General features: G+C 66.7%; 23 protein-coding genes. 13 read left to right on the top strand and 10 right to left on the bottom strand.

From position 1 onward, the window contains the following. Window positions 1–36 precede the first annotated feature (36 nt). Window positions 37–1794 (bottom strand): acetolactate synthase 3 large subunit, encoded by a 1758-nt coding sequence (locus tag BYZ73_RS02960; protein ID WP_112314847.1) that lies wholly within the window; start codon window positions 1792–1794, stop codon window positions 37–39. 460 nt (window positions 1795–2254) lie between these two features. Here BYZ73_RS02960 and BYZ73_RS02965 point away from each other — a divergent pair, with 460 nt between their 5' ends. The 4 genes from BYZ73_RS02965 to BYZ73_RS02980 all read left to right on the top strand — a co-directional run bounded on the left by BYZ73_RS02965 (window position 2255) and on the right by BYZ73_RS02980 (window position 8037). Continuing rightward, a complete protein-coding gene (locus BYZ73_RS02965) occupies window positions 2255–3337 on the top strand; it encodes a TRAP transporter substrate-binding protein (protein ID WP_112314848.1) in 1083 nt (360 codons plus the stop codon). Between the two features lie 249 nt (window positions 3338–3586). Next, complete coding sequence (locus tag BYZ73_RS02970) at window positions 3587–4669, top strand: TRAP transporter substrate-binding protein (RefSeq protein ID WP_112314849.1); 1083 nt, start codon at window positions 3587–3589, stop codon at window positions 4667–4669. 105 nt (window positions 4670–4774) lie between these two features. Continuing rightward, window positions 4775–5668 carry a TRAP transporter small permease subunit gene (locus BYZ73_RS02975; protein WP_112314850.1) on the top strand — a complete coding sequence of 298 codons (894 nt, stop codon included), beginning with the start codon at window positions 4775–4777 and terminating at the stop codon, window positions 5666–5668. Window positions 5669–5685: 17 nt separating this feature from the next. Beyond that, window positions 5686–8037 carry a TRAP transporter large permease gene (locus BYZ73_RS02980; protein ID WP_112314851.1) on the top strand — a complete coding sequence of 784 codons (2352 nt, stop codon included), beginning with the start codon at window positions 5686–5688 and terminating at the stop codon, window positions 8035–8037. A 100-nt stretch (window positions 8038–8137) separates the two neighbouring features. Here BYZ73_RS02980 and BYZ73_RS02985 read toward each other — a convergent pair whose 3' ends face one another. From BYZ73_RS02985 to BYZ73_RS02995, 3 genes are all read right to left on the bottom strand, one after another. Continuing rightward, window positions 8138–8974: an arginyltransferase gene (locus BYZ73_RS02985; protein WP_108022722.1), complete on the bottom strand. Its 837-nt coding sequence runs from the start codon at window positions 8972–8974 to the stop codon at window positions 8138–8140. Window positions 8975–9042: 68 nt separating this feature from the next. After that, window positions 9043–9513: an RDD family protein gene (locus BYZ73_RS02990; RefSeq protein WP_112314852.1), complete on the bottom strand. Its 471-nt coding sequence runs from the start codon at window positions 9511–9513 to the stop codon at window positions 9043–9045. A 71-nt stretch (window positions 9514–9584) separates the two neighbouring features. Then, the gene (locus tag BYZ73_RS02995; protein WP_112314853.1) at window positions 9585–11084 is read right to left on the bottom strand and encodes a CoA-acylating methylmalonate-semialdehyde dehydrogenase; all 1500 of its coding nucleotides are present in this window, start codon (window positions 11082–11084) and stop codon (window positions 9585–9587) included. Between the two features lie 105 nt (window positions 11085–11189). Here BYZ73_RS02995 and BYZ73_RS03000 point away from each other — a divergent pair, with 105 nt between their 5' ends. From BYZ73_RS03000 to BYZ73_RS03020, 5 genes are all read left to right on the top strand, one after another. Next, the gene (locus BYZ73_RS03000) at window positions 11190–12080 is read left to right on the top strand and encodes a LysR family transcriptional regulator (protein ID WP_112314854.1); all 891 of its coding nucleotides are present in this window, start codon (window positions 11190–11192) and stop codon (window positions 12078–12080) included. A 61-nt stretch (window positions 12081–12141) separates the two neighbouring features. After that, the gene (locus BYZ73_RS03005; protein WP_112314855.1) at window positions 12142–12576 is read left to right on the top strand and encodes a CBS domain-containing protein; all 435 of its coding nucleotides are present in this window, start codon (window positions 12142–12144) and stop codon (window positions 12574–12576) included. A gap of 100 nt (window positions 12577–12676) precedes the next feature. After that, entirely contained in the window at window positions 12677–13168 is a 492-nt protein-coding gene (coaD, locus tag BYZ73_RS03010; RefSeq protein WP_112314856.1) for a pantetheine-phosphate adenylyltransferase, read from the top strand. A gap of 311 nt (window positions 13169–13479) precedes the next feature. Continuing rightward, window positions 13480–13971, top strand: a complete 492-nt coding sequence (locus BYZ73_RS03015) for a hypothetical protein (protein WP_112314857.1) — start codon at window positions 13480–13482, stop codon at window positions 13969–13971. After that, on the top strand, window positions 13964–14362 hold the full coding sequence (locus BYZ73_RS03020; protein WP_108022732.1) for a cell division protein ZapA: 399 nt from the start codon (window positions 13964–13966) through the stop codon (window positions 14360–14362). The genes BYZ73_RS03015 and BYZ73_RS03020 overlap by 8 nt, the downstream gene beginning before the upstream one ends. Window positions 14363–14422: 60 nt before the next feature. On the opposite strand, the gene BYZ73_RS03025 is transcribed toward BYZ73_RS03020, so the two are convergent. The 6 genes from BYZ73_RS03025 to BYZ73_RS03050 form a co-directional block, all read right to left on the bottom strand. After that, entirely contained in the window at window positions 14423–14938 is a 516-nt protein-coding gene (locus BYZ73_RS03025; RefSeq protein WP_112314858.1) for a hypothetical protein, read from the bottom strand. A gap of 10 nt (window positions 14939–14948) precedes the next feature. Then, window positions 14949–15311, bottom strand: a complete 363-nt coding sequence (gene grxD, locus BYZ73_RS03030; protein ID WP_108022737.1) for a Grx4 family monothiol glutaredoxin — start codon at window positions 15309–15311, stop codon at window positions 14949–14951. A gap of 97 nt (window positions 15312–15408) precedes the next feature. After that, a complete protein-coding gene (locus BYZ73_RS03035) occupies window positions 15409–15651 on the bottom strand; it encodes a BolA/IbaG family iron-sulfur metabolism protein (RefSeq protein ID WP_108022739.1) in 243 nt (80 codons plus the stop codon). Between the two features lie 64 nt (window positions 15652–15715). Further along, the gene (locus BYZ73_RS03040) at window positions 15716–16222 is read right to left on the bottom strand and encodes a GNAT family N-acetyltransferase (protein WP_112314859.1); all 507 of its coding nucleotides are present in this window, start codon (window positions 16220–16222) and stop codon (window positions 15716–15718) included. Between the two features lie 101 nt (window positions 16223–16323). Then, window positions 16324–18483, bottom strand: coding sequence for a phosphoribosylformylglycinamidine synthase subunit PurL (purL, locus tag BYZ73_RS03045; protein WP_112314860.1), 2160 nt, complete (start codon window positions 18481–18483; stop codon window positions 16324–16326). A gap of 409 nt (window positions 18484–18892) precedes the next feature. Next, window positions 18893–19798: a LysR family transcriptional regulator gene (locus BYZ73_RS03050; protein ID WP_112314861.1), complete on the bottom strand. Its 906-nt coding sequence runs from the start codon at window positions 19796–19798 to the stop codon at window positions 18893–18895. Between the two features lie 155 nt (window positions 19799–19953). On the opposite strand from BYZ73_RS03050, the gene BYZ73_RS03055 reads away from it, so the two are divergent. The 4 genes from BYZ73_RS03055 (at window position 19954) to BYZ73_RS03070 (ending at window position 25854) form a co-directional block, all read left to right on the top strand. Then, entirely contained in the window at window positions 19954–23358 is a 3405-nt protein-coding gene (locus tag BYZ73_RS03055) for an indolepyruvate ferredoxin oxidoreductase family protein (protein ID WP_112314862.1), read from the top strand. 142 nt (window positions 23359–23500) lie between these two features. Further along, window positions 23501–24373 carry a lysophospholipid acyltransferase family protein gene (locus BYZ73_RS03060; RefSeq protein ID WP_112314863.1) on the top strand — a complete coding sequence of 291 codons (873 nt, stop codon included), beginning with the start codon at window positions 23501–23503 and terminating at the stop codon, window positions 24371–24373. Window positions 24374–24377: 4 nt separating this feature from the next. Beyond that, window positions 24378–25190: a glutamate racemase gene (locus BYZ73_RS03065; protein ID WP_108022749.1), complete on the top strand. Its 813-nt coding sequence runs from the start codon at window positions 24378–24380 to the stop codon at window positions 25188–25190. Between the two features lie 130 nt (window positions 25191–25320). Next, a complete protein-coding gene (locus BYZ73_RS03070) occupies window positions 25321–25854 on the top strand; it encodes a VPLPA-CTERM sorting domain-containing protein (protein WP_112314864.1) in 534 nt (177 codons plus the stop codon). Window positions 25855–25913: the final 59 nt, after the last annotated feature.

Consider the following 25913-nt stretch of genomic DNA (forward strand, 5'->3'; position numbering starts at 1 on the left):
GCGTTGCCGCGAGGGTAACAGCGCCGCCGCCATGGCTCAGACGAGGACCGCGCCCTTGGTCCCGATCGCCCCTTCGGTATCGGCGTCGCCCAGCAGCATGTCGTTATGGGCGCGACCCGACGGGATCATCGGGAAGCAGTTCTCGTGCTTCTCGACCAGGCAGTCGAAGATCACCGGCCCGTCATAGGCCAGCATCTCGGCGATGGCATCGTCCAGATCGGCAGGGTCCGAACACTTGATCCCCTTGGCGCCGAACGCTTCGGCGAGCTTGACGAAATCGGGCAGCGCCTCGGACCAGCTGTGCGAATAGCGCCCGCCATGCAGAAGCGTCTGCCACTGCCGGACCATGCCGAGGCGCTCGTTGTTGAGGATGAACTGCTTGACCGGCAGGCGGTATTGCACCGCCGTGCCCATCTCCTGCATGTTCATAAGCCACGATCCCTCGCCCGCGACGTTGATGACCAGCGCCTCGGGATGGGCGACCTGCACGCCCACCGAGGCCGGCATGCCGTAGCCCATGGTGCCAAGCCCGCCCGAGGTCATCCAGTGGTTCGGCGCCTCGAAGCCGAGGAACTGCGCCGCCCACATCTGGTGCTGGCCGACCTCGGTGCAGATGAAGCGGTCCTTGCGGTGCCGCGTCAGCGCCTCGAGCCGCTGCAGGGCGTATTGCGGCTTGATGATCGTCTCGGACGGGGTGTAGCGCAGGCAGTCGACGGTCTTCCATTCGTCGATCTGCGCCCACCAGGGCTTGAGTGCCTCCTTGTTCACCTTGCGCCCGCGCGACTTCCAGATCCTCAGCAGATCCTCCAGCACATGGGCCACGTCGCCGATGATCGGCAGGTCGACATGGATCGTCTTGTTGATCGACGAGGGGTCGATGTCGATATGGGCCTTGACCGAGTGCGGGCTGAAATCGGCCACCCGGCCGGTGATGCGGTCGTCGAAGCGCGCGCCGACACAGATCATCAGGTCGCAATCGTGCATCGCGAGGTTGGCCTCATAAAGCCCGTGCATGCCCAGCATGCCCAACCAGTTCTTGCCGCTCGCCGGATAGGCGCCCAGACCCATCAGGGTGGAGGTGATCGGAAAACCCGTCGCCTCGACAAGCTCGCGCAGGAGCTGGGTCGCGGCATCGCCCGAATTGATGACCCCGCCGCCGGTATAGAAGATCGGCCGCTCGGCGGTTTCCATCGCCTCGACGAGGCGGGTGATCGTCTCGCGGTCGCCCTTGACCCTCGGGTGGTAATGGCCGTGTCCCGCCTTGACCGGACCGACATAGGTCCCCTCGGCGAATTGCACATCCTTGGGAATGTCGATCAGCACCGGGCCGGGACGGCCGGTGGTGGCGACGTGAAAGCCCTGATGGATCGTCTCGGCCAGCTTGTCGGGGTCCTTCACCAGCCAGTTATGCTTGGTGCAGGGGCGGGTGATGCCGACGGTATCGGCCTCCTGGAAGGCATCGTTGCCAACGAGGAAGGTCGGAACCTGGCCCGACAGAACGACCAGCGGGATCGAGTCCATCAGTGCGTCGGTGATGCCGGTGACGGCATTGGTCGCGCCGGGGCCCGAGGTGACGAGAACGACGCCGGGCTTGCCGGTCGAGCGGGCATAGCCCTCGGCCGCATGGACCGCGCCCTGCTCGTGGCGCACCAGGATGTGCTGGATGTCGGTCTGCTGGTAAAGCTCGTCATAGATCGGAAGCACGGCCCCGCCCGGGTAGCCGAAGATTACGTCGACCCCCTGGTCCTTGAGCGCCTGAACCACCATCTTCGCGCCGGTCATGGGCTGTGTCATCTTTTCGTTCTCCGTGCTGTCCGCCAGCTTTTGCGCATAAAAAAGCCCCCGTGGAGCGGGGGCGCATGGGGAGGACCCTGGGTCCGCCGTTACCGGCCCATGCGCCTGTCTTCCGTAATTACGAGTACGAGGGTCATTGCCGCGGGACTCCTTTGGCGTTGCGTGCGCGGGACATTAGGAGCCTGCCCGGAAGGGGTCAACCGCAAAAATCGTGAAGAATAGTTCCCTGCGGCAATGAATCCTTTCCGTTTGTTGCGCATCGATGGGGGTCTCGCGCACAAGTGCGAAACCGGGGTTGCGCCGGGCGCAGGGCGGACATGCGGAATGAGCAACGCAGGGCGGCTGGCCGGGGCCGCGCGGGGCAGCTAGGGTCGCGCCCGTTTTGCGCAGCACGCAGGCTCCGGCCGGTCCGAGCGACGACCGACCCGGGGCAGCGGACCCAAGAAAAGGACATCTGCCCATGGATCGCCGCTCTTTCCTGAAGACCTCCGCCCTTGGCGGCTCGGCCGCCGCGGCCACCACGCTGGCCGCCCCCGCCCTGGCCCAAGGGGTGCGGACGCTGACCATGGTCACCTCCTGGCCGAACGGCATGGCCGGGGTCCACGATTCCGCGATGTTCTGCAAGAACCGGATCGAGGCGCTGAGCGACGGCCAGATCAAGGTCGAGGTCAAAGCCTCGGGCGAACTGGTGGGCGCGTTCGAGGTGTTCGACGCGGTCAGCTCGGGGCAGGCCGACATGTACCATTCGTCGGACTACTATTTCGTCAACCAGCACCCGGCCTTCGCCTTCTTCTCGACCGTGCCCTTCGGGATGACCGCTCAGGAACAGATCAACTGGTACTATCAGGGCGAGGGTGCGGCTTTCCATGACGAGCTGGGCGAGATCTTCGGGCTGAAGATGTTCCTCGTCGGCAATACCGGCGCCCAGTCGGGCGGATGGTTCCGCAAGGAGATCAACACGCCCGAGGACTTCCAGGGGCTCAAGTTCCGCATGCCGGGGCTGGGCGGCGTCGCCATGGGCAAGCTGGGCGTCTCGGTCCAGAACATCCCCGGTGGCGAGGTCTATCAGGCGTTGTCGACCGGCGCGCTTGACGGCACCGAATGGGTCGGCCCCTGGGCCGACGAGAAGGCGGGCTTCTACGAGATCACCAAGATCTACTACACCGCCGGGTTCCACGAGCCGGGCGCGGGGCTGTCCCTTGCGCTGAACCGCGATCTCTTCGACAGCCTGACGCCCTTCCAGCAGCAGGTCATGGCAAGCGCCGCGGCCGAGTGCAACCAGTGGACGCTGTCGATGTTCCTGTCGCAAAACAGTGCGGCGCTGTCGCGGCTGGCTTCGGAAGGGGTGCGGATCATGACCTTCCCCGATCCGGTCTGGGACGCGTTCGGCCAGGCCGCGCAGGAGGCGCTGGAGGAAAACTGCGACGGCGATATCTACGACCGCATGCTGGACAGCTACATGGCCTCGATGCGGAGTTCGTCGAGCTGGCTGCAGGCCTCCGAAGGCACCTACCGCGCCCAGCGCGACCGCGTGATCGGCTGATCCCGGCAGGGCGGCCCCGGTCCTCCCGGATCGCGGGCCGCCGAATCGAGACAGGCGCCGGACGGGGTACGGCAGGCCGCCCGGTGCGGTTGCACAACTTTCGGGCGGAATGCGTGGCGATTCTGTAAGGAAAGTTCGCGCCCCGTCCTTTCTGGCTATTTATCTGATCTGACCCTCCCGCTAGATTGCCCGCACCTAAAACGATCCGCCCGTCGAGGAGGCGGGCACGAAACCGGGAGGAGAGAGTTCATGGATCGACGTTCATTTCTGCGCAGGTCCGCGCTGGGCGGTTCGGCCGCGGCCGCCGCCGCGCTGGCCGCACCCGCCTATGCCCAGGGCAAGCGCACGCTGACGCTGGTCACCACCTGGGGCCGGGGGCTCGCGGGCGTGCATGACGCCGCGCAGTACTGTGCCGACCAGATCACCGCCGTCACCGATGGCCAGCTGACCGTCGATCTGAAGGCTGCGGGCGAGCTTGTCGGAGCCTTCGAGGTGTTCGACGCGGTCACCTCGGGTCAGGCCGACATGTATCACGGGGTCGACTATTATTTCGTCGGCCAGCATCCGGGCTATCAGTTCTTCGCCTCGCTGCCCTTCGGCATGACCGCACAGGAACTGCACAACTGGTACTATCACTCGGGCGGGCACGAGCTGCACAACGAGCTGGGCCAGATCTTCGGACTGAAGAGCTTCCTTGCGGGCAATACCGGGCCGCAATCGGGCGGCTGGTTCCGCAGGGAAATCAAGAGCCCCGAGGACTTCAAGGGCCTCAAGTTCCGGATGCCGGGGCAGGGCGGCGAGATCCTCGGCAAGCTCGGGGCCTCGGTGCAGAACCTGCCGGGGTCCGAGGTCTATCAGGCGCTGTCTTCGGGGGCCATCGACGGCACTGAATGGATCGGCCCCTGGGCCGACGAGAAGGCGGGCTTCCAGGAGATCACCAAGATCTACTACACCGCCGGCTTCCACGAACCCGGCCCGGGCCTGTCGCTGGCGATGAACCTCGAGGTCTTCGAAAGCCTGACGCCGTCGCAACAGGCGACGGTCCAGCAGGTGACCGCCTCGGCCAACCAGTGGGCGTTGTCGCTGTTCATGAAGAACAACGCCTCGGCGCTGCGGCGGCTGCAGGCGGGCGGCGTGCAGGTGCGCGAGTTCAGCGACGACGTGTGGGACGCCTTCGGCGCTGCCGCGCAGGAGGTCTTTGCCCAGTACATGGGCGATGAGCTCTACAAGAAGATCTACGACAGCTACGTCGCCTCGATGCGCGATTCCGCTGCCTGGATCGAGATTTCGGAGGGGGTCTTCACCCGCCAGCGGAACCGCGTTCTGGGCTGAGCCCGGCCGCGCCCGAACCACCTGGCGCCCCGGCCCGAACCAAGGGCCGGGGCGTCGATGCTTCACCGATCCCGCCACGACAGGCGGGGCAAACGGGAGAACCGGATGCTCGACGGCATTCTGTGGGTCTGCAAGAACATCCTGCTGGCCTTCTACAATTTCGGCTTTGCGCTGTCCCATCCGGGGCTCTGGCTCGACTGGTCCGACAAGCAGGCGATCATGCGGGTCGTCTATTACGGCGGTTCGGTCGAATTCTTCTTCGTGGTCTTCACGGCTTTCCTCGTGCTGACCGCCGTCGGGATCTGGCGGCGGCAGGTCATGTGGGGCACGGTCCGGCTGCTGGAGGGGCTGGCCAACGGCATCGGCCGCGCCGTCGCCTGGTTCGGGCTGTTGATGGTGCTGCAGCAGATCATGATCGTCTTCCTGCAGCGGATCTTCCGTGTCTCGGAAATCGGTGTCGGGCCGTTCGGCTACACCTTCACCAAGGACCTCTCGTGGTGGTCCGAAGAACTCAAGCTTTACAACGCCGCCATCGTGGCGCTGTGCGCGACCTACACCTTCGTGCAGTCGGGCCATGTGCGGGTCGATCTGGTCTATTCGGCGGTGGGCTTCCGCGCCAAGCGCGCGATCGACATGGCGGGGTCGCTTCTGTTCATGATGCCGGTGGCGGTGCTGGTCTGGATGTATTCCTGGTTCTTCATGTGGCGCCACCTGATCACGCCCAAGCCCTCGGCCTCGGACACGATCGAGCGGCTTCTGATGAAGGCCCGCGCGGTGCGCTGGAATGTCGAGACCATCGGGTTCTCGCCCAACGGGTTCAACGGTTACTTCCTGTTCAAGGTGCTTCTGGTGGCCTTTACCGGCCTCGTGTTCCTGCAGGCCATCGCGTTCTTCTACCGGTCCTTCCTCGAATTCGTGGAAGGCGAGGAGAGCGCCGGAAAATATCTCGACCGGGACAGCCTTGGCGCCGGCGAAGAAGCCTATGAAGGCACGCATTAAAGGGGCAGGGCAGGCATATGCTATTCGGACTTGATGGCGTCGAGATCGGCCTGATCATCGTCATTCTCTGCCTCTTCGGGGGCATCCTGTCGGGCTTTCCGGTGGCCTTCGCCATCGGCGGCGCGGCGGTCATTTCCTTCGGGATCATCGCGGCGCTCGACAGCGCGGGCATCCTGGTGGCCCAGGTCATCGACACCGGCTCCGCCGCCTATGACGCGCTGATCGCGCAGGGCATTCATCCCGACACGATCTCGCCTTTTCGCTATCCCGACCTGCCGACCGTCGCCACGGCGCTGTTCCCGCAGGGCTGGGAAACGGCGATGGACCGCAATATCAGCTTTATCGTCAACCGGATGAACGAACGGGTCTTTGCCGGGCAGTCGATCGAGACGCTGCTGGCGGTGCTGATGTTCGTGCTGATGGGGATCACCCTCGAACGCTCGAAGATCGCCAACGACCTGCTGACCACCATGGCGCGGGTTTTCGGGCCGATGCCGGGCGGGCTGGCGGTCTCGGTGGTGGTGGTGGGCGCCTTCCTCGCCGCCTCGACCGGCATCGTCGGGGCGACCGTGGTGACGATGGGGCTTTTGTCGCTGCCCACGATGCTGCGCAACAAGTATTCGCCCGAGCTGGCGACCGGGGTGATCGCGGCCAGCGGCACGCTGGGCCAGATCATTCCGCCCTCAATCATCATCGTGCTGCTGGGTACGCTGGCGGGCGATATCTACGCCACCGCGCAGGAGACGCGCGCCCAGCTTGCGGGCTGTCCCGATGCGCTGACCTATCTGGGGCAGGCTGCCGTCGTTTCGGTCGGCACGCTGTTTCAGGCCGCGATCCTGCCCGGCGTGCTGCTGGCTCTGCTTTATGCGGCCTATGCGCTGGTCTATGCGCTTCTCAACCCGTCGAAGGCCCCGCCGGTGGTCGAGGCCGGGGCGCGGCGCGGGCGCAAGGGGGCGGCGCTGACCTGGTTTCTGGCGGCCCCCGCCGGGGTGATCGGGCTGGCGTTGCTGCTGGAGGCGACCGGGATCGCCGGAAGCCAGGACATTGCCGTCTCGCGCTATTCCAACACGGCCGAATCCGCGAGTCTGCGGACCAATGTGCCCGATCAGTGTAAGGCTTCGATGATCGCGCTGCACGGCCAGTCGAAATGGGATCGCGCCGTCGCCCAGCAGCAAGAGATCGACGCAGGCGGCGGCCGGGTCGAGATGCATCAGCTGACCGATGACGAACTCGCCGCTGCGCGCGCCGAAAAGATCGCGGCCACGCCGCCGGTCTCGGGCGGGGTGCTGCTGGGCTTCACCTTCCTCGCGCTGGCGCTGGTGACGGCGCGGGGCGTGGTGCCGACGGCGCGGCCCGCGCCGCTTCTGATCGGGGGGGCGGGGATCGTGCTGGGCCTTCTGGTCGATGCGCTCTTCATCGGGCCGCTGGCCTCGCCCGGCACGGTGCTGCTGTGGCTGGCGCTGCCCGTCGCGCTGGCTCTGTACGGCTGCCGCTACGCGGTGGCCTGCCTGTCGCGGTCGGATCTTCTGCGGGTGGTCTTCCCGCCGCTGGTGCTGATCGTGGCGGTGCTGGGGTCGATCCTCGCCGGTATCACCAACCCGACGCCCGCAGCGGCGCTGGGCGCGGGCGGCGCGCTGATGCTGGCCGCCTATCGCAAGCTGCTGGAAGAGCACCGGACCGGCAAGCTGATCCTCTGGGCCTCGTATGCCATCGTCATCATGCTTCTGGTCGGCACCAATTTCGACCTGAGGCTCGGGCGCGAGAGCGTGCCAGTCGAGGACTGGCTCGCTTTCTTCGTCGCGCAGGGCACCTATCACTTCGCGATGTTCGGCATCCTCTACGCCTGCTGGGTGCTGCTGCGCTCGGGCGTGCTGGGGCCGGTGGTGCGCGAGACGGCCAAGGTCACCTCGATGGTCTTCACCATCCTGATCGGCTCGCAGCTTCTGAACCTCGTGGTGATCTCGTTCGGGGGCGAGCATTACATCCAGCAATTCCTGCGCAGCTTCGACAACGAGCTGACCGTCTTCCTGCTGGTGATGCTGGTGCTGTTCATCCTGGGCTTCGTGTTGGATTTCCTCGAGATCATCTACATCGTGATCCCGATCGTGGGCCCGGTGATCTATGGCGGAACCTTCGATCCGAAATGGGTGACGATCATGATCGCGGTGAACCTGCAGACCTCGTTCCTGACCCCGCCTTTCGGGTTCGCGCTGTTCTATCTGCGGGGGGTCGCGCCGAAGGAGGTCACGACCTGGCATATCTATCGGGGCGTCGCGCCTTTCGTGGTGATCCAGGTGATCGGGCTGGCGATCCTGTGGTTCCTGCCCGGGATCGTGACCATCGTGCCGAACCTCCTGCCGAACGGCTGATTTCGGGAGGTCCTTCCAAAGGAAAGCCCGCGCCAATCGCGCGGGCTTGCTCTTTCCTGTCGCCGGGCCGCGGCCGGCCCTGCTCCGGTTCTGGCCTTTATCAATCGCGGGTTGGGCGGCTGTCGGGCAGGTGGATCCGGGCGACCTGTTCGGCAATCGGCGCGACAGAAAGCGGGTGTGTTTCGGCCTGATGGTCCTCGGGCGCGCCGATATCCTGCCAGCGGTCGTTCTTGTAGATCTCGAGCGCCGAGAAATTCGCCTTGTAGCCCATCTTCGGGCTGCCCGGCACCCAGTAGCCGAGATAGACGTAAGGCAGCCCGGCCTCGCGCGCGATCTCGACATGGTCGAGGATCACATGGGTCCCGACCGAACGTTTGGTTCGTTCGGGCTCGTAGAAGGAATAGACCATCGACAGCCCGTCATCGAGGATGTCGGTCAGGCAGACCGCGACCAGCGGCCGGTGGCGTCCGCCATCGGCGGGATCGGCGGTATATTCGACCACGCGCGAGCGGACCGGGGTTTCCTCGATCATCGCGGCGAATTCGAAGATGTCCATGTCGGCCATCCCGCCATCGGCATGGCGGCTGTCGAGATAGCGGCGGAAGAGTGTGTATTGCTCTTCGGTGGCCCAGGGCGAACTGGCCTGCCGCTTGAGATCTGAATTGCGGTTCTGGGCCTTGCGCTGGCTGCGGGTCGGCTGAAAGTCGGCCACCCGGATCCGGGCCGAAAGGCAGGCCGTGCAATCGGCGCAGGCGGGACGGTACAGAACATTCTGCGAGCGCCGGAAGCCCTGTTTCGACAGAGAGTCGTTCAGCGTCTCGGCGGTGTCGCCCTGCAGCGCGGTGAACAGTTTCCGTTCCATCCGCCGGGGCAGATAGGGGCAGGGTTGGGGCGCCGTCACATAGAACTGTGGCGCAAGCGGAAGGGTGTGGCGCATCGTCGGGCAGTCATATCCTGGTTACGAATACGCTAACACTCGTCCCCCGAGGCGCCAAGGGATTGTTGCTACGGATTTGCAGGTCGGTTAATGGCGGCGGTTCCAAGGAGGAAATCAGGCAATCCCTGGGCACGTGCGCCGGTCAGCATCAGGATTACCGAGGCCAATTGCGGCAACAAAAAGGTGATACAGGCCGAATAGGCCAAAGTGTGAAGGGCCGCCGTCGTGAGATCGAGTTTCTCGCCGCGCGCGGTGCGAATCTCTATCGCCATGATCCGCATCCCCCAGGTGGCCGAGCCGCGCGCCAGCGTGACGGTGCGGTAGCCAAAGCCCACGAGGGTGAAGAAGAGCGGCAGGAAGAAGATCGCGGTGAAGGCGGTGAAGGGCAGCGCCAGCAACGACAGGATCAGGATCAGCACGACGTCGATGACCCAGGCGGCCAGCCGCTTGGAAGGCACGTCGGTATAGAACTCGGGCTGGAGCACCGGGTCGGGCAAGCCCCAGAGGCGGTCGGCGGAGGGTTCGGTGCGGTCTGTCATCGCTGACATGTAGGAAGCCAGAGGCGCGCCGGGAAGAGGCGGCCGCGGGGCCGCCTCCCGGAAAGCGCGGGTCAGTCCATCTGCTTGAAGTGGAACTCGCCGCCTTCCTTCAGACCCGAGGGCCAGCGCGCGGTCACGGTCTTCGTCCGGGTGTAGAAGCGGAAGGCATCGGGCCCGTGCTGGTTCAGATCGCCAAAGCCCGATTTCTTCCAGCCGCCGAAGGTGTGATAGGCCAGCGGTACCGGGATCGGGACGTTGATGCCCACCATCCCGATATTGATCCGGCTGGCAAAGTCGCGCGCGGTGTCGCCGTCGCGCGTGAAGATCGCGGTGCCATTGCCGTATTCGTGGTCCATGGCATAGCCCAGAGCTTCTTCATAGGTCTTCGCCCGGACGGTCGACAGCACGGGGCCGAAGATTTCGGTCCGGTAGATATCCATGTCGGTCGTGACCCGGTCGAAGAGGGTCGGACCGACGAAATAGCCCGCCTCATAGCCCTGAAGTGCGAAGGCCCGGCCGTCGATCACCAGATCGGCGCCCTGGGTCACGCCGGACTCGATCAGGCTCAGCACGCGCTTGCGCGCCTCGGCGGTGATGACCGGGCCGTAATCGACGTCGCTGCCGGCGGTGTAGGGGCCAACCTTCAGCTTTTCGATCCGGGGGACCAGCTTCTCGATCAGGCGGTCGGCGGTTTCCTCGCCCACCGGGACCGCGACCGAGATCGCCATGCAGCGTTCGCCCGCCGCGCCATAGCCCGCGCCCACCAGCGCGTCGGCCGCCTGGTCCATGTCGGCATCGGGCATGACGATCATGTGGTTCTTGGCGCCGCCGAAACATTGCACGCGCTTGCCGTTCGAACAGCCGCGCCCGTAGATGTATTCGGCAATCGGGGTCGAGCCGACAAAGCCGATGGCCTGGATCGCCGGGTTGTCGAGGATCGCGTCGACCGCCTCCTTGTCGCCGTTCACGACCTGCAGCACGCCGTCGGGCAGGCCCGCCTCCTGCAGCAGCTCGGCCAGCATCAGCGGCACCGAGGGGTCGCGTTCCGAGGGCTTGAGGATGAAGGCGTTGCCGCAGGCCAGCGCCGGGCCCATCTTCCACATCGGGATCATGGCCGGGAAGTTGAAGGGCGTGATGCCCGCGACCACACCCAGCGGCTGGCGCATCGAATACATGTCGATGCCCGGACCGGCGCTGTCGGTGAACTCGCCCTTCAGAAGATGCGGCGCGCCGATGCAGAACTCGATGACCTCGAGCCCGCGCTGCACGTCGCCCTTGGCATCGGGCAGGGTCTTGCCGTGTTCGGACGAAAGCGCCTCGGCCAGCTTGTCCATGTCGCGGTTCAGCAGGCGGACGAACTCCATAAGCACCCGGGCGCGGCGCTGCGGGTTGGTGGCGGCCCAGCCGGGCTGGGCTTCGGCCGCGGCGGCGATGGCGGCATCGACCTCGGCCTTCGAGGCCAGCGGCACGCGGGCCTGCACCTGGCCGAGCGCGGGGTTGTAGACATCGGCAAACCGACCCGAGGTCCCGGCGGTGTGCTGCCCGTTCACGAAATGGGTGAGATCCTTCATGGCGTTCTCCCTGGGTTTTTCTCGGGCGCGAGCTTAGTCTTGCAAATTTGTGCCGAAAAGCCGCAGATCGCCAAAAGCGTTTTGCAGAAATGCAAGGATGGGCGGATGAACTGGGATGACATGCGGCTGTTTCTGGCGGTGGCACGGGCCGAAAGCCTAACCGGGGCGGGCAAGGCCTTGCGGCTCGATCCCGCGACGCTGGGTCGGCGGATCGCTCGGCTGGAAGAGGCGCTGGGCAGCGCGCTTTTCGCCCGCTCGCCACGGGGCTACGGGCTGACCGAGGCGGGCGAGCGGCTGATGGTCCGCGCGGTCGAGGCCGAACAGGCGCTGACCGAGGGCGTCGAGGAGGTGCGCGGGCAGGAGGGGCAGCTGACCGGGACGGTGCGGATCGGGGCGCCGGACGGGGTCGCCAACTATCTGCTGCCGCAGGTGGCGGCGGCGATCTGCGACCGGCATCCGGGGCTTGAGGTGCAGATCGTCGCGCTGGCACGGGTCTTCAACCTCAGCCGCCGCGAGGCCGACATGGCGATCGCCGTCAGCCCGCCCAAGACCGGGCGGCTGACGGTGCAGCGGATCGCCGATTACCAGCTGCACCTTGCCGCCCATCGCGACTATCTGGCGGCGCATCCGCCGATCCGCGATCTGGCCGATCTCTCCGGGCACCGGATCGTCGGCTACATCCCCGACATGATCTTCGACAGCGAACTCGACTACCTGTCGGCCACCGGGGCCGAGCGGGTGGCGCTGGCTTCGAATTCGGTCTCGGTGCAGTTGAACTGGCTGCGGGCCGGCGCGGGGCTGGGCATCGTGCACGATTTCGCGATCCCGGCCGCGCCGGGGCTGGTCAGGGTTCTGGCTGATCGGGTGGCGCTCAGGCGCAGTTTTTATCTGATCCGCCATGGCGACGACCGCAAGCTGGCGCGGCTGACCCGGTTCGCCGGGCTGCTTCTGGACGGGGTGCGCGCGGAATTGCAGCGCCTCGAAGGCTTGACTTGACAGAATGTCGCGGTCCGGATGACGCTTGGTCAATCGACACCGTCATCCTGGGGAGGAGACAATGCAAGTTCATCAGATCCTGCGCGAGAAACTTGTGCCGGGGGTGGCGACGATCCCGCCTGAAACCTCGGTGGCCGATGCCGCAGCCGAGCTGTCGGCCCGGCGCATCGGCTCGCTCTTGGTCAGCGGCAGCGGCGAGCGTGTCGAGGGCATCGTTTCGGAACGCGATATCGTGCGCGAGCTGGGGCGGCGCGGTCCGAAATGCCTCAAGGACCCGGTGGCCGCGATCATGACCCGCCGCATCCAGTTCTGCGCGCTGGAAGACAGCGCCGATGCCGTGCTGGCGCGCATGACCGAGGGCCGGTTCCGGCACATGCCGGTCCTGGAAGACGGGCGGATGGTGGCGATCATCTCGATCGGCGACGTGGTCAAGGCGCGGATGTCGGAACTGGCGATGGAGAAGGCCGCGCTGGAAGGGATGATCATGGGCCACTAGCCCTGCGACGTTCGGAAATCGGTCGCCAAGCCCATGGTGTGCTTGCAAAATGGGCGCCAATATTGTTGCGTGCGCCGGGAAGGCTGCAGGAGGTTGCCCGATGCGCATCGGTCTATATCCGGGGACGTTCGACCCGGTGACGCTTGGCCATATCGACATCATCACCCGGGCCTGCGCGCTGGTGGACAGGCTGGTGATCGGGGTCGCGATCAACCGCGACAAGGGTCCGCTGTTTCCGCTGGAAGAACGTGTCGAGATGATCGAAAGCGAATGCGCGGCGCTGGGCGAGCGGTTCGGAACCGAGGTCGTCGTCCATCCCTTCGAGAACCTGCTGATCGACTGTGCCCGCGATGTCGGTGCCTCGATGATCCTGCGCGGGCTGCGGGCGGTCGCGGATTTCGAATACGAGTTCCAGATGGTCGGCATGAACCGCGCGCTCGATGCCAGTGTCGAGACGGTGTTCCTGATGGCCGATGCCCGGCGCCAGGCCATCGCCTCGAAGCTGGTCAAGGAGATCGCCCGGCTGGGCGGCGACGTGTCGAGTTTCGTGACGCCTGGGGTGCGCGACCGGCTGGTGGCGAAGTTCGTCTGACCGCCGGATTTTGCGCCTGGCCGTCAGATCGGCGAAATGGCGTCGGCATGTCGTTTCTCTCTGGCGGCCCTGACCGGGCCGCAGACGGGTATTTTTGCCAAGAAGAAGGTGGAGGCGGGGCGGCGGGCCCTGCTGTCCCCGGAGTTGCGACGGCAGGGGCGGTCGAGCGGACCGGATCGGGCCGGGCGGCGGCCGTTGGGGGGGGGCGCATTCCGCCTTTCCTTAAGCTACACTTGACGCAATGGCCCGCCACCGCGATTCGGAACGCGGCTGCGACAGGGCCCCGAAAAGACTGGCCGGAGAGCAGGCGGATGAGCGATATCGTGGAACTGGAGCGCCGGATCGTCGCGGCGCTGGACCGCATCGGGCGAGGGCTCGATGGGCTGCAGCGGGGCGACGACCCCGACCGGCCCGACCCCTCGGAGCTGGAGGCGCTGCGCGAGGCGCTGGAGACCGAGCGCGGTGCAAATGCGCAATTGAACGAGCGGGTCAAGGCGCTTCATGACCGTCAGGAGACACAGGTGGCGCGGCTCGAGCAGCGGGTGGCCGATCTGACCGCGCGGGCCGAGGCGGCGGAGGCCGATGTCGACCGGCTGCGGGCGGTGAATGCCAAGCTGCGCGAGACCAGCGCGGCGCTGCGCGAGGCGAATGCCCAGGGGCTGGGCGACCCCGGCGCCATCGACGCGGCGATGCTGGCGGAGCTTGAGGCGCTGACCGCGCTGCGCGCCAGCGACCGGGCCGAGATCGACGCCATTCTGGCTGAACTGATGCCGGTGGCCGAAGGAGGGGCGGCGCATGCCTAATATCGAGATCGTGATCGGCGGGCGCAGCTTCGATGTGGCCTGCCAACCCGGCGAGGAACCCTATCTGGCGGCCGCGGCCCGCATGCTCGATGCCGAGGCCTCGGTACTGTCGTCGCAGAACGGGCGGCTGCCGGAAGCGCGGCTTTTGCTGATGTCGGGGCTGATGCTGGCCGACAAGACGGTGGGGCTCGAAGAGCGGCTGAAGGGGCTTGAGGCGAAGCTTGCCGAGGCCTCGGCCCGGATCGAGGCCATGGAGACCGCGCCGCGCCCGGCGCCCGAGCGGGTCGAGGTGCCGGTCATTCCGCCATCCGTCGGCGAGACCCTGGCCGAGATCGCGGCGCGGGCCGAGGCGCTGGCGGCTCAGGTCGAGGACCGGGCATCGGGGTCCTGACCGCCAGACCCGAACAGGGGCGCCCGGGAATTTCGACCGGACGCCCTTTTCGATCGGGGATCACATCAGGGACTTGCGTCTGTTCAGGATCACCGAGATTTCCGACAGGATCCGGCCGATCCGCGCCCCCAGCCCTTCATGCGGCGGGGCCGCTGTCGGGAAGAAGGACAGCCGTCCGTTGTCGAGATCCTCGACGATGGCATCGAGCGCGAAGGCAAGCGGCAACAGGACGCTGCGTGCCACTGGCGCGCCCGGGGCAAAACGCCTGCCGGGGGCCGGGTCAGACACCTCGATCCGCGCGGTGCAGCGCGCGAGGCGCCGGGCCAGGGCTGCGGGCGCATCCGCGGGAAGCCGACTGACCAGATCGGCCGCCTCGCCCGAGACGCCCAGCCCGCGTTCGAGCGCGAGCGTGGCGCCGACAGGCGCGGTCAGCCGGACCTCGGACCGCCATTCACCGTCGAGATTGCGTTCGCGCAGTGCCACGGAACAGGCCAGCGGCCCCCGCAGATATTGCGCGATGCGCTTCGGCGGAAGGTGGTCGCCGGCCGGGCCGTACCACAGACGTGCCCGGATCATCGGGGCGGCCTCAGGCGTTGGCCGCGCGGATCTTGTCGGCCGCGTCCTTGGAATAGGCCACGCCCTTGTCCTCGAACAGCTTGTCGAGTTCGCCCGAGAGCGTCATCTCGGTGACGATGTCGCAACCGCCGACGAATTCGCCCTTGACGTAAAGCTGCGGGATCGTCGGCCAGTCCGAGAAGTCCTTGATGCCCTGGCGGATGTCGTCGTCGGCCAGCACGTTCACATCGGCATAGTCGACGCCCATGAAGTTCAGAACGCCCGCGACCCGGCTGGAAAAGCCGCATTGCGGCGCGGATTTGGTGCCCTTCATGTAAAGCACCACGTCATTGTCGGAAATCGTCTGCTGGATGCGATCCTTGGCGTCGGTCATGGTCTGCGGTCCTGTCTGCGGGGCCGGGTCTGGCCCCTGGTGGGTCTGGTGCGATCCGGCGCGCACGGCTCTGCGCGCCTCCGGGCGATCCGTCCGGTCAGTCCGGGGCCTTGGTGGTGAGGGCAAGCGCGTGAAGCGCGCCGCTCGAGCCTTCCATCTGGGTTTTCAGCGCCGCATAGACGGCACGCTGCTGCTGCACGCGGTTGAGGCCGCGAAAGCTTTCGTCGATCACCTCGGCGGCGTAGTGGTTTCCGTCCCCGGCAAGGTCGGTGATGGTGATCTGCGCGGCGGGAAACCTCTCGCGGATCAGGGTCTCGATTTCTTCGGGCGTGATCGCCATGGGCGGGCGTCCTTTCTGCTCTCCCCTGCCAGATGTAGAGGGGGGAACGGCTGGCTGCAAGCGGTCAGCCGCGCCACTCCTCGCGCAGCATGCCGAAGAGCAGGAGATCGGCGATATCGCCGGCCGGACGTTTCCAGTGACGGCGAAGCGTGCCTTCATGGGTGAAGCCCGCGGCCAGATAGACCCGGTGCGCCCGGTCGTTGTCGGCCGCCATGTCGAGCCAGATCCGGTCGGCGGCAAGCTCGGTGAAGGCGTGGCGGACAAGCGCGGCCAGAAAGGCGCGGCCGAGCCCCCGGCCGGTCTCGGCGAGTGCCAGGCGGCGCAGCTCGACCCGACCCGAGGGATTGCCGATCTCGCAGAAGAGCGCAAAGCCCAGGGGGCGGCCCTCGGGGGACCAGATGACCAGCCGGCAGGCAGGATCTGCCAGATGGGCGGCAAGCGCCGTGTCGTCCTCGTCGATCACGAAGCGCGCCATGTCCGGGCGACCCGCGACGGCGTGAAGGAACGGAAAATCCGCCGGTGAAACCGGGCGGATCGCGGTGGCGGAAGGGGCGCGGTCATGTGTCGTCACAGCCCGAGCCTAGCCGGATCTGCACGCCCTGTCAGGCCGGGGCGCGCGGGTCCGTTGTCGCAGGTTCCGCTCAGGGGTTCCGCTCAGGCGCGACCTCGGGGTTAGCCCAGGGCGGCGGCAAAGGCCGAGCGGTACAGCGCCGTGAGATCGGCAAGCGGGGCCGACACCCCGCCGAAGCTGACCTGATCGCCGCCGAACCGGCCGACGGCGGCCAGCGGCACGCCCGCCTTGGCGGCGGCGACCATCAGCGCCTCGGCCGCGTCGAACCCGGCCGCCACCAGATAGCGGGCCTGATCCTCGCCAAAGAGCGTAGGTGTGTCGGCCGCATCGAGGGTGACGCCGATCCCGCCGGCCTGGGCCAGTTCGAAGGCCGCGAGCGCGAGCCCGCCATCGGCCAGATCGGTCGCGGCGGCGATCAGTGCGCGGTTGGCGCGAAGGAAATCGCCATTGCGGCGTTCGGCCTCCAGATCGACCGGGGGCGCGTCGCCATCCTCGCGGTTGAAGACCTCGTACAGCAGCGCCGACTGGCCCAGATGGCCCGCCGTCTCGCCGATCAGAAGCGCCAGATGGCCGTCGGCGGGCACCCCCGCGATCAGCTCGTCGAGGCTTTCGAGCAGGCCCACTGCGCCGATGGTCGGCGTGGGCAGGATCGGGGCGCCGTCGGTTTCGTTGTAAAGCGAGACGTTGCCCGACACGATGGGCATGTCGAGCGCCAGGCAGGCCTCGCCGATGCCTTTGATCGCGCCGACGAACTGGCCCATGATCTCGGGCTTTTCGGGGTTTCCGAAATTCATGTTGTCGGTGGTGGCGAGCGGCTTGGCCCCCACCGCCGAGAGATTGCGGAACGCCTCGGCCACCGCCTGCTTGCCGCCCTCGACCGGGTTCGCGCGCACATAGCGGGGCGTCACGTCCGAGGTGAAGGCCAGTGCCTTGGGCGTGCCGTGAACGCGGATGACGCCCGCGCCAAGACCCGGGCGGATCACCGTGTCGGCCATCACCTGGGTGTCGTATTGTTCATAGACCCAGTGCCGGGAACAGTAGTTCACCGACGAGATCAGCGCCTTCAGCCCGTCGATCGGGTCGATGCCGGGCACGTCGTCCATGGGCGCGGCCGGGGGCGTCTCGACCCAGGGGCGGTCATATTCGGGGGCATTGCCCGACAGCGCCTTCAGGGGCAGGTCGGCCCGCACCTCGCCGCCGTGGACGATCAGGAAGCGGTCTTCGGGGATCGTCTCGCCGACGATGGCGAAGTCCAGATCCCACTTGTCGAAGATCGCCTTGGCCTCGGCCTCCTTCTCGGGGCGCAGCACCATCAGCATCCGTTCCTGGGATTCCGACAGCATCATTTCATAGGCGGTCATGCGTGCCTCGCGGCAGGGCACGCGATCCAGATCGAGCCGGATGCCCAGATTACCCTTGTCGCCCATCTCGACCGCCGAACAGGTCAGGCCCGCGGCCCCCATGTCCTGGATCGAGATCACCGCGCCCGAGGCCATCAGTTCCAGACAGGCCTCCATCAGGCGCTTTTCGGTGAAGGGGTCGCCGACCTGGACGGTGGGGCGTTTCTCCTCGATGCCCTCGTCGAATTCGGCCGAGGCCATGGTCGCGCCGCCGACGCCGTCGCGGCCGGTCTTGGCGCCCAGATAGACGACGGGCATGCCGACGCCCGAGGCGGCCGAGTAGAAGATCTTGTCGGTATCGGCCAGACCCGCCGCGAAGGCGTTCACCAGGCAGTTGCCGTTATAGGCGGGGTGGAAGCGGACCTCGCCGCCCACCGTCGGCACGCCGAAGCAGTTGCCATAGCCGCCCACGCCCTCGATCACGCCATGGACGACCTGGCGGGTCCTGGGGTGGCTCACCTCGCCGAAGCTGAGCGCGTTCATCGCCGCGATGGGCCGCGCGCCCATGGTGAAGACGTCGCGCAGGATGCCGCCCACGCCCGTGGCCGCGCCCTGGTAGGGCTCGATGTAGGAGGGGTGGTTGTGGCTTTCCATCTTGAAGATGACGGCCTGCCCGTCGCCGATATCGACGACGCCCGCATTCTCGCCGGGGCCGCAGATGACCTGCGGACCGGTGGTGGGCAGGGTGCGCAGCCATTTCTTCGAGGACTTGTAGGAACAGTGCTCGTTCCACATGGCCGAGAAGATGCCGAGTTCGGTGAAGGTCGGCGCCCGGTTCAGCAGCTGCAGGATGCGGTCATATTCGTCCGGCTTGATCCCGTGCGCGGCGATGAGATCTTCGGTGATCTGCGGCTCGTCCATGGCGGTCGTCTTCCCCTCGGGCAGTTTGGCGTCGTCCTACGACAGGAGCGCGGTCGGGGGAAGGGGGCGCATGGCGGAAGGCGGCACGGAAGACGCGCTGGCCGGGGTCATGCCCGCGATTCGACCGCCGAGTCGGGCTCCGGGCCACCGCAAACGGCTTCCGCCATGGCAGCGATCTTCACATCCCGGTGAGATCGCATGCGGACGTAACGGCAACTTGCCCAAAAAAGCGCCAAGCTTGTGCTGCGCGCAAAAAAAGGCCGAGCATAAGCTCGGCCCAAGTCCAACAGGGAGGTAAAGACGAAAGCGCTACTTCCGCCTTCGTCCAAGCAATTATGGACGAGGTGGCTGCGGTTCAAGTCCAAACTTGCCGCAAGGCAGCATAGACGGCATGCATGTGACACATATCTCACATCGAGGGCGTGTCTTTGTCGCGCTGCCGCTTCTCCATGATCTGTTCGGTGATGAACTCCCGGAAGGCCGCGATGCGGCGCGAGGCGCGCAATTCCTCGGGGTAGGCGAGGAAGACCGGCACGTCGTGCGATTCGATCTCGTCGAGCACCCGGACCAGATGCGGATGATCCTCGGTCACGTAATCGGGCAGGACCCCGATGCCGAGCCCGTTCAGCACCGCCTGCAGCACGCCGAAATAGTTGTTCACGGTCAGGGTCGAGGGGATGTTGTAGGTCATCAGCTCGCGCACCAGCCGCGCGCCTGCCGCGACCTGGGCCGACGAGGTGTTCTGGCAGATCAGCCGGTGGGTCGACAGATGCTCGGGTGTGGCGGGCATGCCGTGCGCGTCCAGATAGGGCTGGGTCGCGTAAAGCCGCATCTTGATGTTCATCAGCCGCAGCCGGATCAGGTCGGCCTGGCTCGGTTCCTTCATCCGGATCGCGACATCGGCCTCGCGCATCGGCAGGTCCAGAACCTGCTCTTCGAGCATCAGGTCGATCTTGAGCTCGGGGTAGCGCTGATAAAGGATCGGCAGCCGCTTGGCGAGCCAGAGCGACCCGAAGCCGGTGGTGGTGGTGACGCGCAGCTCGCCGAAGACCTCCTCGACGCTGTCGCGGATGCGCGCGACGGCCGTGTCGAGCCGCCGGGCCATGGCCGAGGTCGCGTCGAACAGCAACTCGCCCTGTTCGGTAAGAATCAGGCCGCGGGCATGGCGGTGAAAGAGGGTCGATCCAAGGCTTTCCTCAAGCGCCCGGATCTGGCGCGAGACCGCCGACTGGGACAGGTGCAGGCTTTCGCCGGCATGGGTCAGGCTGCCCGCGTCCGCGACCGCGTGAAATATCCTGAGCTTGTCCCAATCCATCATGCAATTCCCGCAATGCTGGTATACCGATTTCGACAGATACCTACAGGCGGCGGTTCCGGATTTGCAAACGAAGAAGTGCCGCCGAAATCATTTTGTAGGTCACGGTTCCTGACCTAGACTGGGGGCAAACCCGACGCCAAGGGAGGGGCGCCATGACCAGACCCGATGTGAGCCTGCACGATCGCTACGACCTGTCGAAATCCCGGATCCTGTTGAACGGGACCCAGGCGCTGGTGCGCCTGATGCTGATGCAGTCGGCCCGCGACCGGGCGGCCGGACTGGATACGGGAGGCTATGTCACCGGCTATCGCGGTTCGCCGCTCGGGGCGGTCGATCAGCAGATGATGCGGGCGCGGGCCGATCTGGAGGCCGCGGGCGTGCTGTTCCAGCCCGGGCTGAACGAGGATCTGGCGGTGACCGCGCTCTGGGGTACCCAGCAGGCCGAATTGCGGGGCGAGGGGCGGCATGACGGGGTCTTCGGCCTCTGGTATGGCAAGGGGCCGGGGGTCGACCGGTCGGGCGACGCGATCCGTCATGCGAACCTGGCCGGAACCTCGCCGCGGGGCGGGGTGCTGCTGGCGATGGGCGACGATCATACCGGCGAATCCTCGACCACCTGCCATCAGTCCGACTGGGCGATGGTCGATGCCTATGTGCCGGTGCTCTCGCCCGCGGGCGTGCAGGAGATCCTCGATTTCGGGCTGTACGGCTATGCGCTGTCGCGCTTTGCCGGGGTCTGGGTCGGGCTGAAGGTGATGAAGGACACCGTCGAGGTGACTTCGGTCGTCGATGGTCGCCCGGACCGGATGCGGTTCGTCACGCCGGAATTCGCGATGCCGCCCGGCGGGCTGGGCATCCGGCTGAACGATCACTGGGTGCCGCAGGAAGAGCGGATGATCGACCACAAGCGCTTTGCGGCCGAAGCCTTCGCCCATGCCAACCGCATCGACCGCCGGGTCTGGGGCAAGCCCGGGGCCAAAATCGGTCTGGTGGCGGCGGGCAAGAACTGGCTCGACCTCGTGCATGCGCTGGAACTGCTGGGGATCGGCGAGGCCGAGGCCGAGCGGCTGGGGATTTCGACCTACAAGGTCGGGCAGGTCTGGCCGCTGGACATGAAGGGCTTTGCCGAGTTCTTGGAAGGGCTCGAACTGATCGTGGTGATCGAGGAAAAGCGCAAGCTGATCGAGGTGCAGGCCAAGGAGGCGATCTTTCACAACCGCCGCGGCCGCCGGATCTATGGCTGGAAGAACGACCGCGACCAGGAACTGTTTCCGACCCGCTATGCGCTGGACCCGGTGATGATCGCCGAGAAGCTTGGCCAGATCCTGATCGAGGAGGGCCGCGAGACCGAGGCGCTGACCGCGGCGCTGGCGCGCATTCGCGAGGCGCGGCGCGCCGACAATGCCGAGGATCTGGCGGCGCGGCTGCCCTATTTCTGCGCGGGCTGCCCGCACAATACCTCGACGAAGGTGCCCGAGGGCGGGCGCGCCTATGCGGGGATCGGCTGCCATATCATGGCGCTCTGGATGGACCGCGAGACCAGCGGCTTCACCCATATGGGCGCGGAGGGCGCGAACTGGATCGGCGAGGCGCCGTTCTCGACCCGGGGCCATGTCTTCCAGAACCTCGGCGACGGCACCTATAACCATTCGGGGCGGCTGGCGATCCATGCCGCCATCGCGGCTGGCGTCAACATCACCTACAAGATCCTCTATAACGATGCGGTCGCCATGACCGGCGGGCAGGGCAACGATGGCGGCCTGACCGCGCGCCAGATCGTCGACGAACTGCTGGCCGCCGGCACAAAGCGCGTCGAGGTCGTCTATGACGAGAAGGAAGACCTAGACCCACGGGGCTTTCCGGCCGGGGTGGCCTGCCATCCGCGCGCCGAGCTGATGGCGGTGCAGAAGCGGCTGTCCGAAATCGAGAGCGTGACCGCGCTGGTCTATATCCAGACCTGCGCCGCCGAGAAGCGCCGCCGCCGGAAGAAGGGCGCCTTCCCGGACCCCGACACCCGCGTCTTCATCAATACCGATGTCTGCGAGGGCTGCGGCGATTGCGGGGTGCAGTCGAACTGCGTGGCCATCGTGCCGGTCGAGACCGAGTTCGGGCGCAAGCGCGCCATCGACCAGTCGGCCTGCAACAAGGATTTCTCCTGCCTCAAGGGGTTCTGCCCGTCCTTCGTGACGCTGAAGGGCGCGCGGCCGCGCAAGGAGGCCTCGGCCGAGGTCGAGATCGGCGCGCTGCCCGCGCCTGCGCTGCCCCGGATCGAGGGCACCTGGAACCTCGTCATCACCGGGGTCGGCGGCACCGGCGCGGTGACGGTGGGGGCGATCCTCGCCATGGCCGCCCATGTCGACGGCAAGGGCGCGGGGATGATGGAAATGGCCGGGCTCGCCCAGAAGGGCGGCGCGGTGCAGATCCATTGCCGGATCGCCGAAACGCCCTCGGATATTTCCGCCATCCGCGTGGCGACGGGCGAGGCCGATGCGGTGATCGGCGGCGATCTGGTGGTCACGGCGGGGGCGAAGACCGTCGGGCTGATGACGCAGGGCCGCACCGGAGCGGTTGTCAACAACCACGACATCGTGACCGGGGCCTTCACGCGCGATCCGGAATTCCGGGTGCCGTCGGACCGGCTGGAACTGGCGCTGAAGGCGCGGCTGAAGGACCGGCTGCAGCTGTTCGATGCGACCGAGCTCGCGCGGCGGCTGATGGGCGACACGATCTATGCCAACATGATCGTCACCGGCGCTGCCTGGCAGCAGGGGCTGATCCCGATCTCGCACGAGGCGATCGACCGGGCGATCGAGCTGAACGGGGCGGGCGTCGCGGGCAACCGCCGCGCCTTCGAGATCGGGCGCTGGGCTGCGGCCGAGCCTGCCGCAGCGGCGCGGGTGCTGGTCTCGGAGACGGTCGAGAAGCCCCGGTCGCTGCGCGAGCGGATCGCGCTGCGCGAGGCGCATCTGCGCGCCTATCAGTCGGCGCGGCTGGCGCGGCGCTATCGCCGGATGGTCGAGCGGTTCGAGGACCCGTTCCTGCGGGCGGCCGTGGCAAAGGGCTATCACAAGCTTCTGGCCTACAAGGACGAGTACGAGGTCGCACGGCTGCATCTGGAGACCGCCGCCAAGGCGCGCGCCGAATTCGAGGGCGATCTTCAGATCACCTGGCATCTGGCGCCGCCGTTCCTCAAGGGGCAGGGCTCGGACGGCCGTTCGAAGAAACGCGCCTTCGGGCGGCGGATGGAACAGGGGTTCCGGTTGCTCGCGGCGTTCAGGCGGCTGCGGGGCACGCCCTTCGATCCGTTCGGCTGGCAGGACGAACGGCGGCGCGAACGCGCGGCGATCCGGCGCTACGAGGCCGACATGGACGAGGTTCTGGATCGGCTCTCGCCCGCCACGCTGGACGCCTGCACCGCGCTGGCCGAACTGCCGCTGACGGTGCGGGGGTTCGGCCCGGTCAAGGCGGCGGCCGAGGCGGCGGCCGAGGCGCGGCGCGACGAGCTTCTGGCCGCGATCCGGCGCGGCGAGGCGCCGCTGCGGACGGCGGCGGAATAGAGGGCTGGCGGGGCTGCCGCCGGGCCTCGGGAAATCCGGGTCCGGCGGCCCCTGCGACGCCGATATTTCTTTTCTGCGCGCGGGTTTTGGTGTAGCTCCACAGGCCACCCGGCCCGGCGCCGGAGAGCTTCGGGGAACGCCCATGCGGGGCCAGGTCGCGCGCGACATCAGCTATTCGAGTTCGGCCCGGACCAAGGGCGGCAAGGCCCTGATCCGGGTTCTGGAAAATGCCACGGGGCGCATTTCGCTGATCCGCCGGGCCGAGGGCTACGAGGTCGAGGTCGAACGCGGCCGGAACTTCTGGGAGGTGATGGTCGACCGCTACGGGCTCAGCCTCGACGTGGTGCAGGGCAGCCTTTCGGACATTCCTGCCAACGGTCCGCTGATCCTGATTGCGAACCATCCCTACGGCATTCTCGACGGGCTGATGATGGGGCTGATCCTCGCGCGGGTGCGGGGCGATTTCCGCATTCTGGCGAATTCGGTCTTTCGCAAGGCCGAGGCGCTGAACCGGGTGATCCTGCCTGTCAGTTTCGACGAAACCAAGGCCGCGATGCAGGAGAACCTGGCGACCCGCAAGGCGGCACTGGCCTATCTGGCCGAGGGCGGGGCCATCGGGGTCTTTCCGGGCGGGACGGTATCGACTGCGCTTCGGCCGATGGGGCCGCCGATGGACCCGGGCTGGCGCAGCTTCACCGCGAAGATGGTGGCGAAATCCGATGCGACAGTGGTGCCGATCTTCTTCGACGGCCACAATTCGCGGCTGTTCCAGCTGGCCAGCCACCTGCACGAGACGCTGCGGATGGCGCTGCTGCTGAAGGAGTTCCGCTCGCGGGTCGACGAACCCGTGCGGGTCGCAATCGGCCGCCCGATCGACCGGGCGCGTCTGAATGCCCTTGGGCAGGATGCCAAAGCGATGATGGATTTCCTCCGCAACTCCACCTATGAGTTGTCTCCACGGCCTCTGAAGTCGCTCGCATACGGCTACGAGTTCGATCACAAACGCAGGGCATGAGAGCATGGCGGTTGGTGTCTTCGATTCCGGGCTTGGCGGTCTGACGGTGCTGGATGCGGTATCGCGTCGACTGCCCGATGTGCCCTTCGTCTATTTCGGCGACAACGCCCATGCGCCCTACGGCATCCGCGATGCCGAGGATGTCTACAAGCTGACCACCGCGGCGGTCTCGCGATTGTTCGATGCGGGCTGCGATCTGGCGATTCTCGCCTGCAACACGGCCTCGGCCGCAGCGCTTCGGCGGATGCAGGAAAGCTGGGTGCCGAAGGACAAGCGCGTGCTGGGGGTCTTCGTGCCGCTGATCGAGGCGCTGACCGAACGGCAATGGGGCGACAACTCGCCGCCGCGCGAGGTCGCGGTCAAGCATGTGGCGCTGTTCGCGACGCCCGCCACCGTGGCCAGCCGCGCCTTCCAGCGCGAACTGGCGTTTCGCGCCATCGGCGTCGATGTCGAGGCCCAGCCCTGCGGCGGGCTTGTCGATGCCATCGAGGCGGGCGACGAGATGCTGGCCGAGGCGCTGGTGCGGTCCCATGTCGAGGCGCTGAAGCGGCGGATGCCCCATCCCGAGGCCGCGATCCTCGGCTGCACCCATTACCCGTTGTTGCAGGGCGCCTTCCAGGAGGCGCTGGGCGCGGACGTCAAGGTCTATTCCCAGGCCAATCTGGTGGCGGAAAGCCTTGCCGACTATCTGGGCCGGCATCCCGGGATGCGGGGGCCGGGGGACGCCTCGATGTTCCTGACCACGGGCGATCCGGGCTTCGTGTCGGACAAGGCCACGCAATTCCTGCGACGACGCATCGAATTCCGCGCGGCCTGAGCCGGGCCCCATGCTGCCGGCGCATCCGGTGGGGAGCGGAAACACCCTGTTTCCGTGAACTTTATCAAATAACGGGTTGAAAAATATCAGGATTATGTTACATACAGCCTGAGTTTTTCTGGGGAACAAGATGAGACCTGTGCTTGCCGCGGCTGCCCTTGCGGCAATCTTTGCCCTTGGCGGGGCTGCGTCCGCCGCAACGATCGTTCTGGATGGCAGCAAGGATATCCGGCTGACGCTGAACGATGTCAGCAATGTCGTCCTGTCCTTCTCGATCGACGCCAGCGCGGCGAGCTACACGAATTCGGGCGGCTACATCAAATGGTCCACCCGCGAGGACGGTCGTCAGGACGCGGACGGCCCATGGGGCACCTGCCTCGAATGCGGCTATTCCGGCGGCGACTGGGCGATGAGCTACGACCCTTACAGCAGTTCGAACACGCTCAGCAGCGATCTGAAGCTCGATTTCGGCAAGACGCTCGAGTCCGTCTATGTCTGGATCCGGCCGACCTATGGGACAGGCACGGTATCCTATGACGATGGCAGCCAAGGCGCGCCCGACATCGCGGCCGTTCCGCTGCCCGCGGGTGGCCTCCTTCTGATTTCGGCTCTGGGGGCGGCGGCGCTCCTGCGTCAGCGCCAGCGCGCGCGGAAAGCGGGCTGAGCGGGGCTTGTGCCCTCTCTTGCGTTTGGCCCCGCGCGACAGGTAAGACAGCCGGGTCC

Origin of the sequence: Rhodovulum viride (assembly GCF_003265965.1) — a bacterium.
Lineage (GTDB): Bacteria > Pseudomonadota > Alphaproteobacteria > Rhodobacterales > Rhodobacteraceae > Rhodovulum > Rhodovulum kholense.

Bases quoted from the DNA above. Each gene is read 5' to 3' on its own strand.
- BYZ73_RS02960 (WP_112314847.1), bottom strand. From the start codon at position 1,794: ATGACACAGCCCATGACCGGCGCGAAGATGGTGGTTCAGGCGCTCAAG.
- BYZ73_RS02965 (WP_112314848.1), top strand. From the start codon at position 2,255: ATGGATCGCCGCTCTTTCCTGAAGACCTCCGCCCTTGGCGGCTCGGCC.
- BYZ73_RS02970 (WP_112314849.1), top strand. From the start codon at position 3,587: ATGGATCGACGTTCATTTCTGCGCAGGTCCGCGCTGGGCGGTTCGGCC.
- BYZ73_RS02975 (WP_112314850.1), top strand. From the start codon at position 4,775: ATGCTCGACGGCATTCTGTGGGTCTGCAAGAACATCCTGCTGGCCTTC.
- BYZ73_RS02980 (WP_112314851.1), top strand. From the start codon at position 5,686: ATGCTATTCGGACTTGATGGCGTCGAGATCGGCCTGATCATCGTCATT.
- BYZ73_RS02985 (WP_108022722.1), bottom strand. From the start codon at position 8,974: ATGCGCCACACCCTTCCGCTTGCGCCACAGTTCTATGTGACGGCGCCC.
- BYZ73_RS02990 (WP_112314852.1), bottom strand. From the start codon at position 9,513: ATGACAGACCGCACCGAACCCTCCGCCGACCGCCTCTGGGGCTTGCCC.
- BYZ73_RS02995 (WP_112314853.1), bottom strand. From the start codon at position 11,084: ATGAAGGATCTCACCCATTTCGTGAACGGGCAGCACACCGCCGGGACC.
- BYZ73_RS03000 (WP_112314854.1), top strand. From the start codon at position 11,190: ATGAACTGGGATGACATGCGGCTGTTTCTGGCGGTGGCACGGGCCGAA.
- BYZ73_RS03005 (WP_112314855.1), top strand. From the start codon at position 12,142: ATGCAAGTTCATCAGATCCTGCGCGAGAAACTTGTGCCGGGGGTGGCG.
- coaD (WP_112314856.1), top strand. From the start codon at position 12,677: ATGCGCATCGGTCTATATCCGGGGACGTTCGACCCGGTGACGCTTGGC.
- BYZ73_RS03015 (WP_112314857.1), top strand. From the start codon at position 13,480: ATGAGCGATATCGTGGAACTGGAGCGCCGGATCGTCGCGGCGCTGGAC.
- BYZ73_RS03020 (WP_108022732.1), top strand. From the start codon at position 13,964: ATGCCTAATATCGAGATCGTGATCGGCGGGCGCAGCTTCGATGTGGCC.
- BYZ73_RS03025 (WP_112314858.1), bottom strand. From the start codon at position 14,938: ATGATCCGGGCACGTCTGTGGTACGGCCCGGCCGGCGACCACCTTCCG.
- grxD (WP_108022737.1), bottom strand. From the start codon at position 15,311: ATGACCGACGCCAAGGATCGCATCCAGCAGACGATTTCCGACAATGAC.
- BYZ73_RS03035 (WP_108022739.1), bottom strand. From the start codon at position 15,651: ATGGCGATCACGCCCGAAGAAATCGAGACCCTGATCCGCGAGAGGTTT.
- purL (WP_112314860.1), bottom strand. From the start codon at position 18,483: ATGGACGAGCCGCAGATCACCGAAGATCTCATCGCCGCGCACGGGATC.
- BYZ73_RS03050 (WP_112314861.1), bottom strand. From the start codon at position 19,798: ATGGATTGGGACAAGCTCAGGATATTTCACGCGGTCGCGGACGCGGGC.
- BYZ73_RS03055 (WP_112314862.1), top strand. From the start codon at position 19,954: ATGACCAGACCCGATGTGAGCCTGCACGATCGCTACGACCTGTCGAAA.
- BYZ73_RS03060 (WP_112314863.1), top strand. From the start codon at position 23,501: ATGCGGGGCCAGGTCGCGCGCGACATCAGCTATTCGAGTTCGGCCCGG.
- BYZ73_RS03065 (WP_108022749.1), top strand. From the start codon at position 24,378: ATGGCGGTTGGTGTCTTCGATTCCGGGCTTGGCGGTCTGACGGTGCTG.
- BYZ73_RS03070 (WP_112314864.1), top strand. From the start codon at position 25,321: ATGAGACCTGTGCTTGCCGCGGCTGCCCTTGCGGCAATCTTTGCCCTT.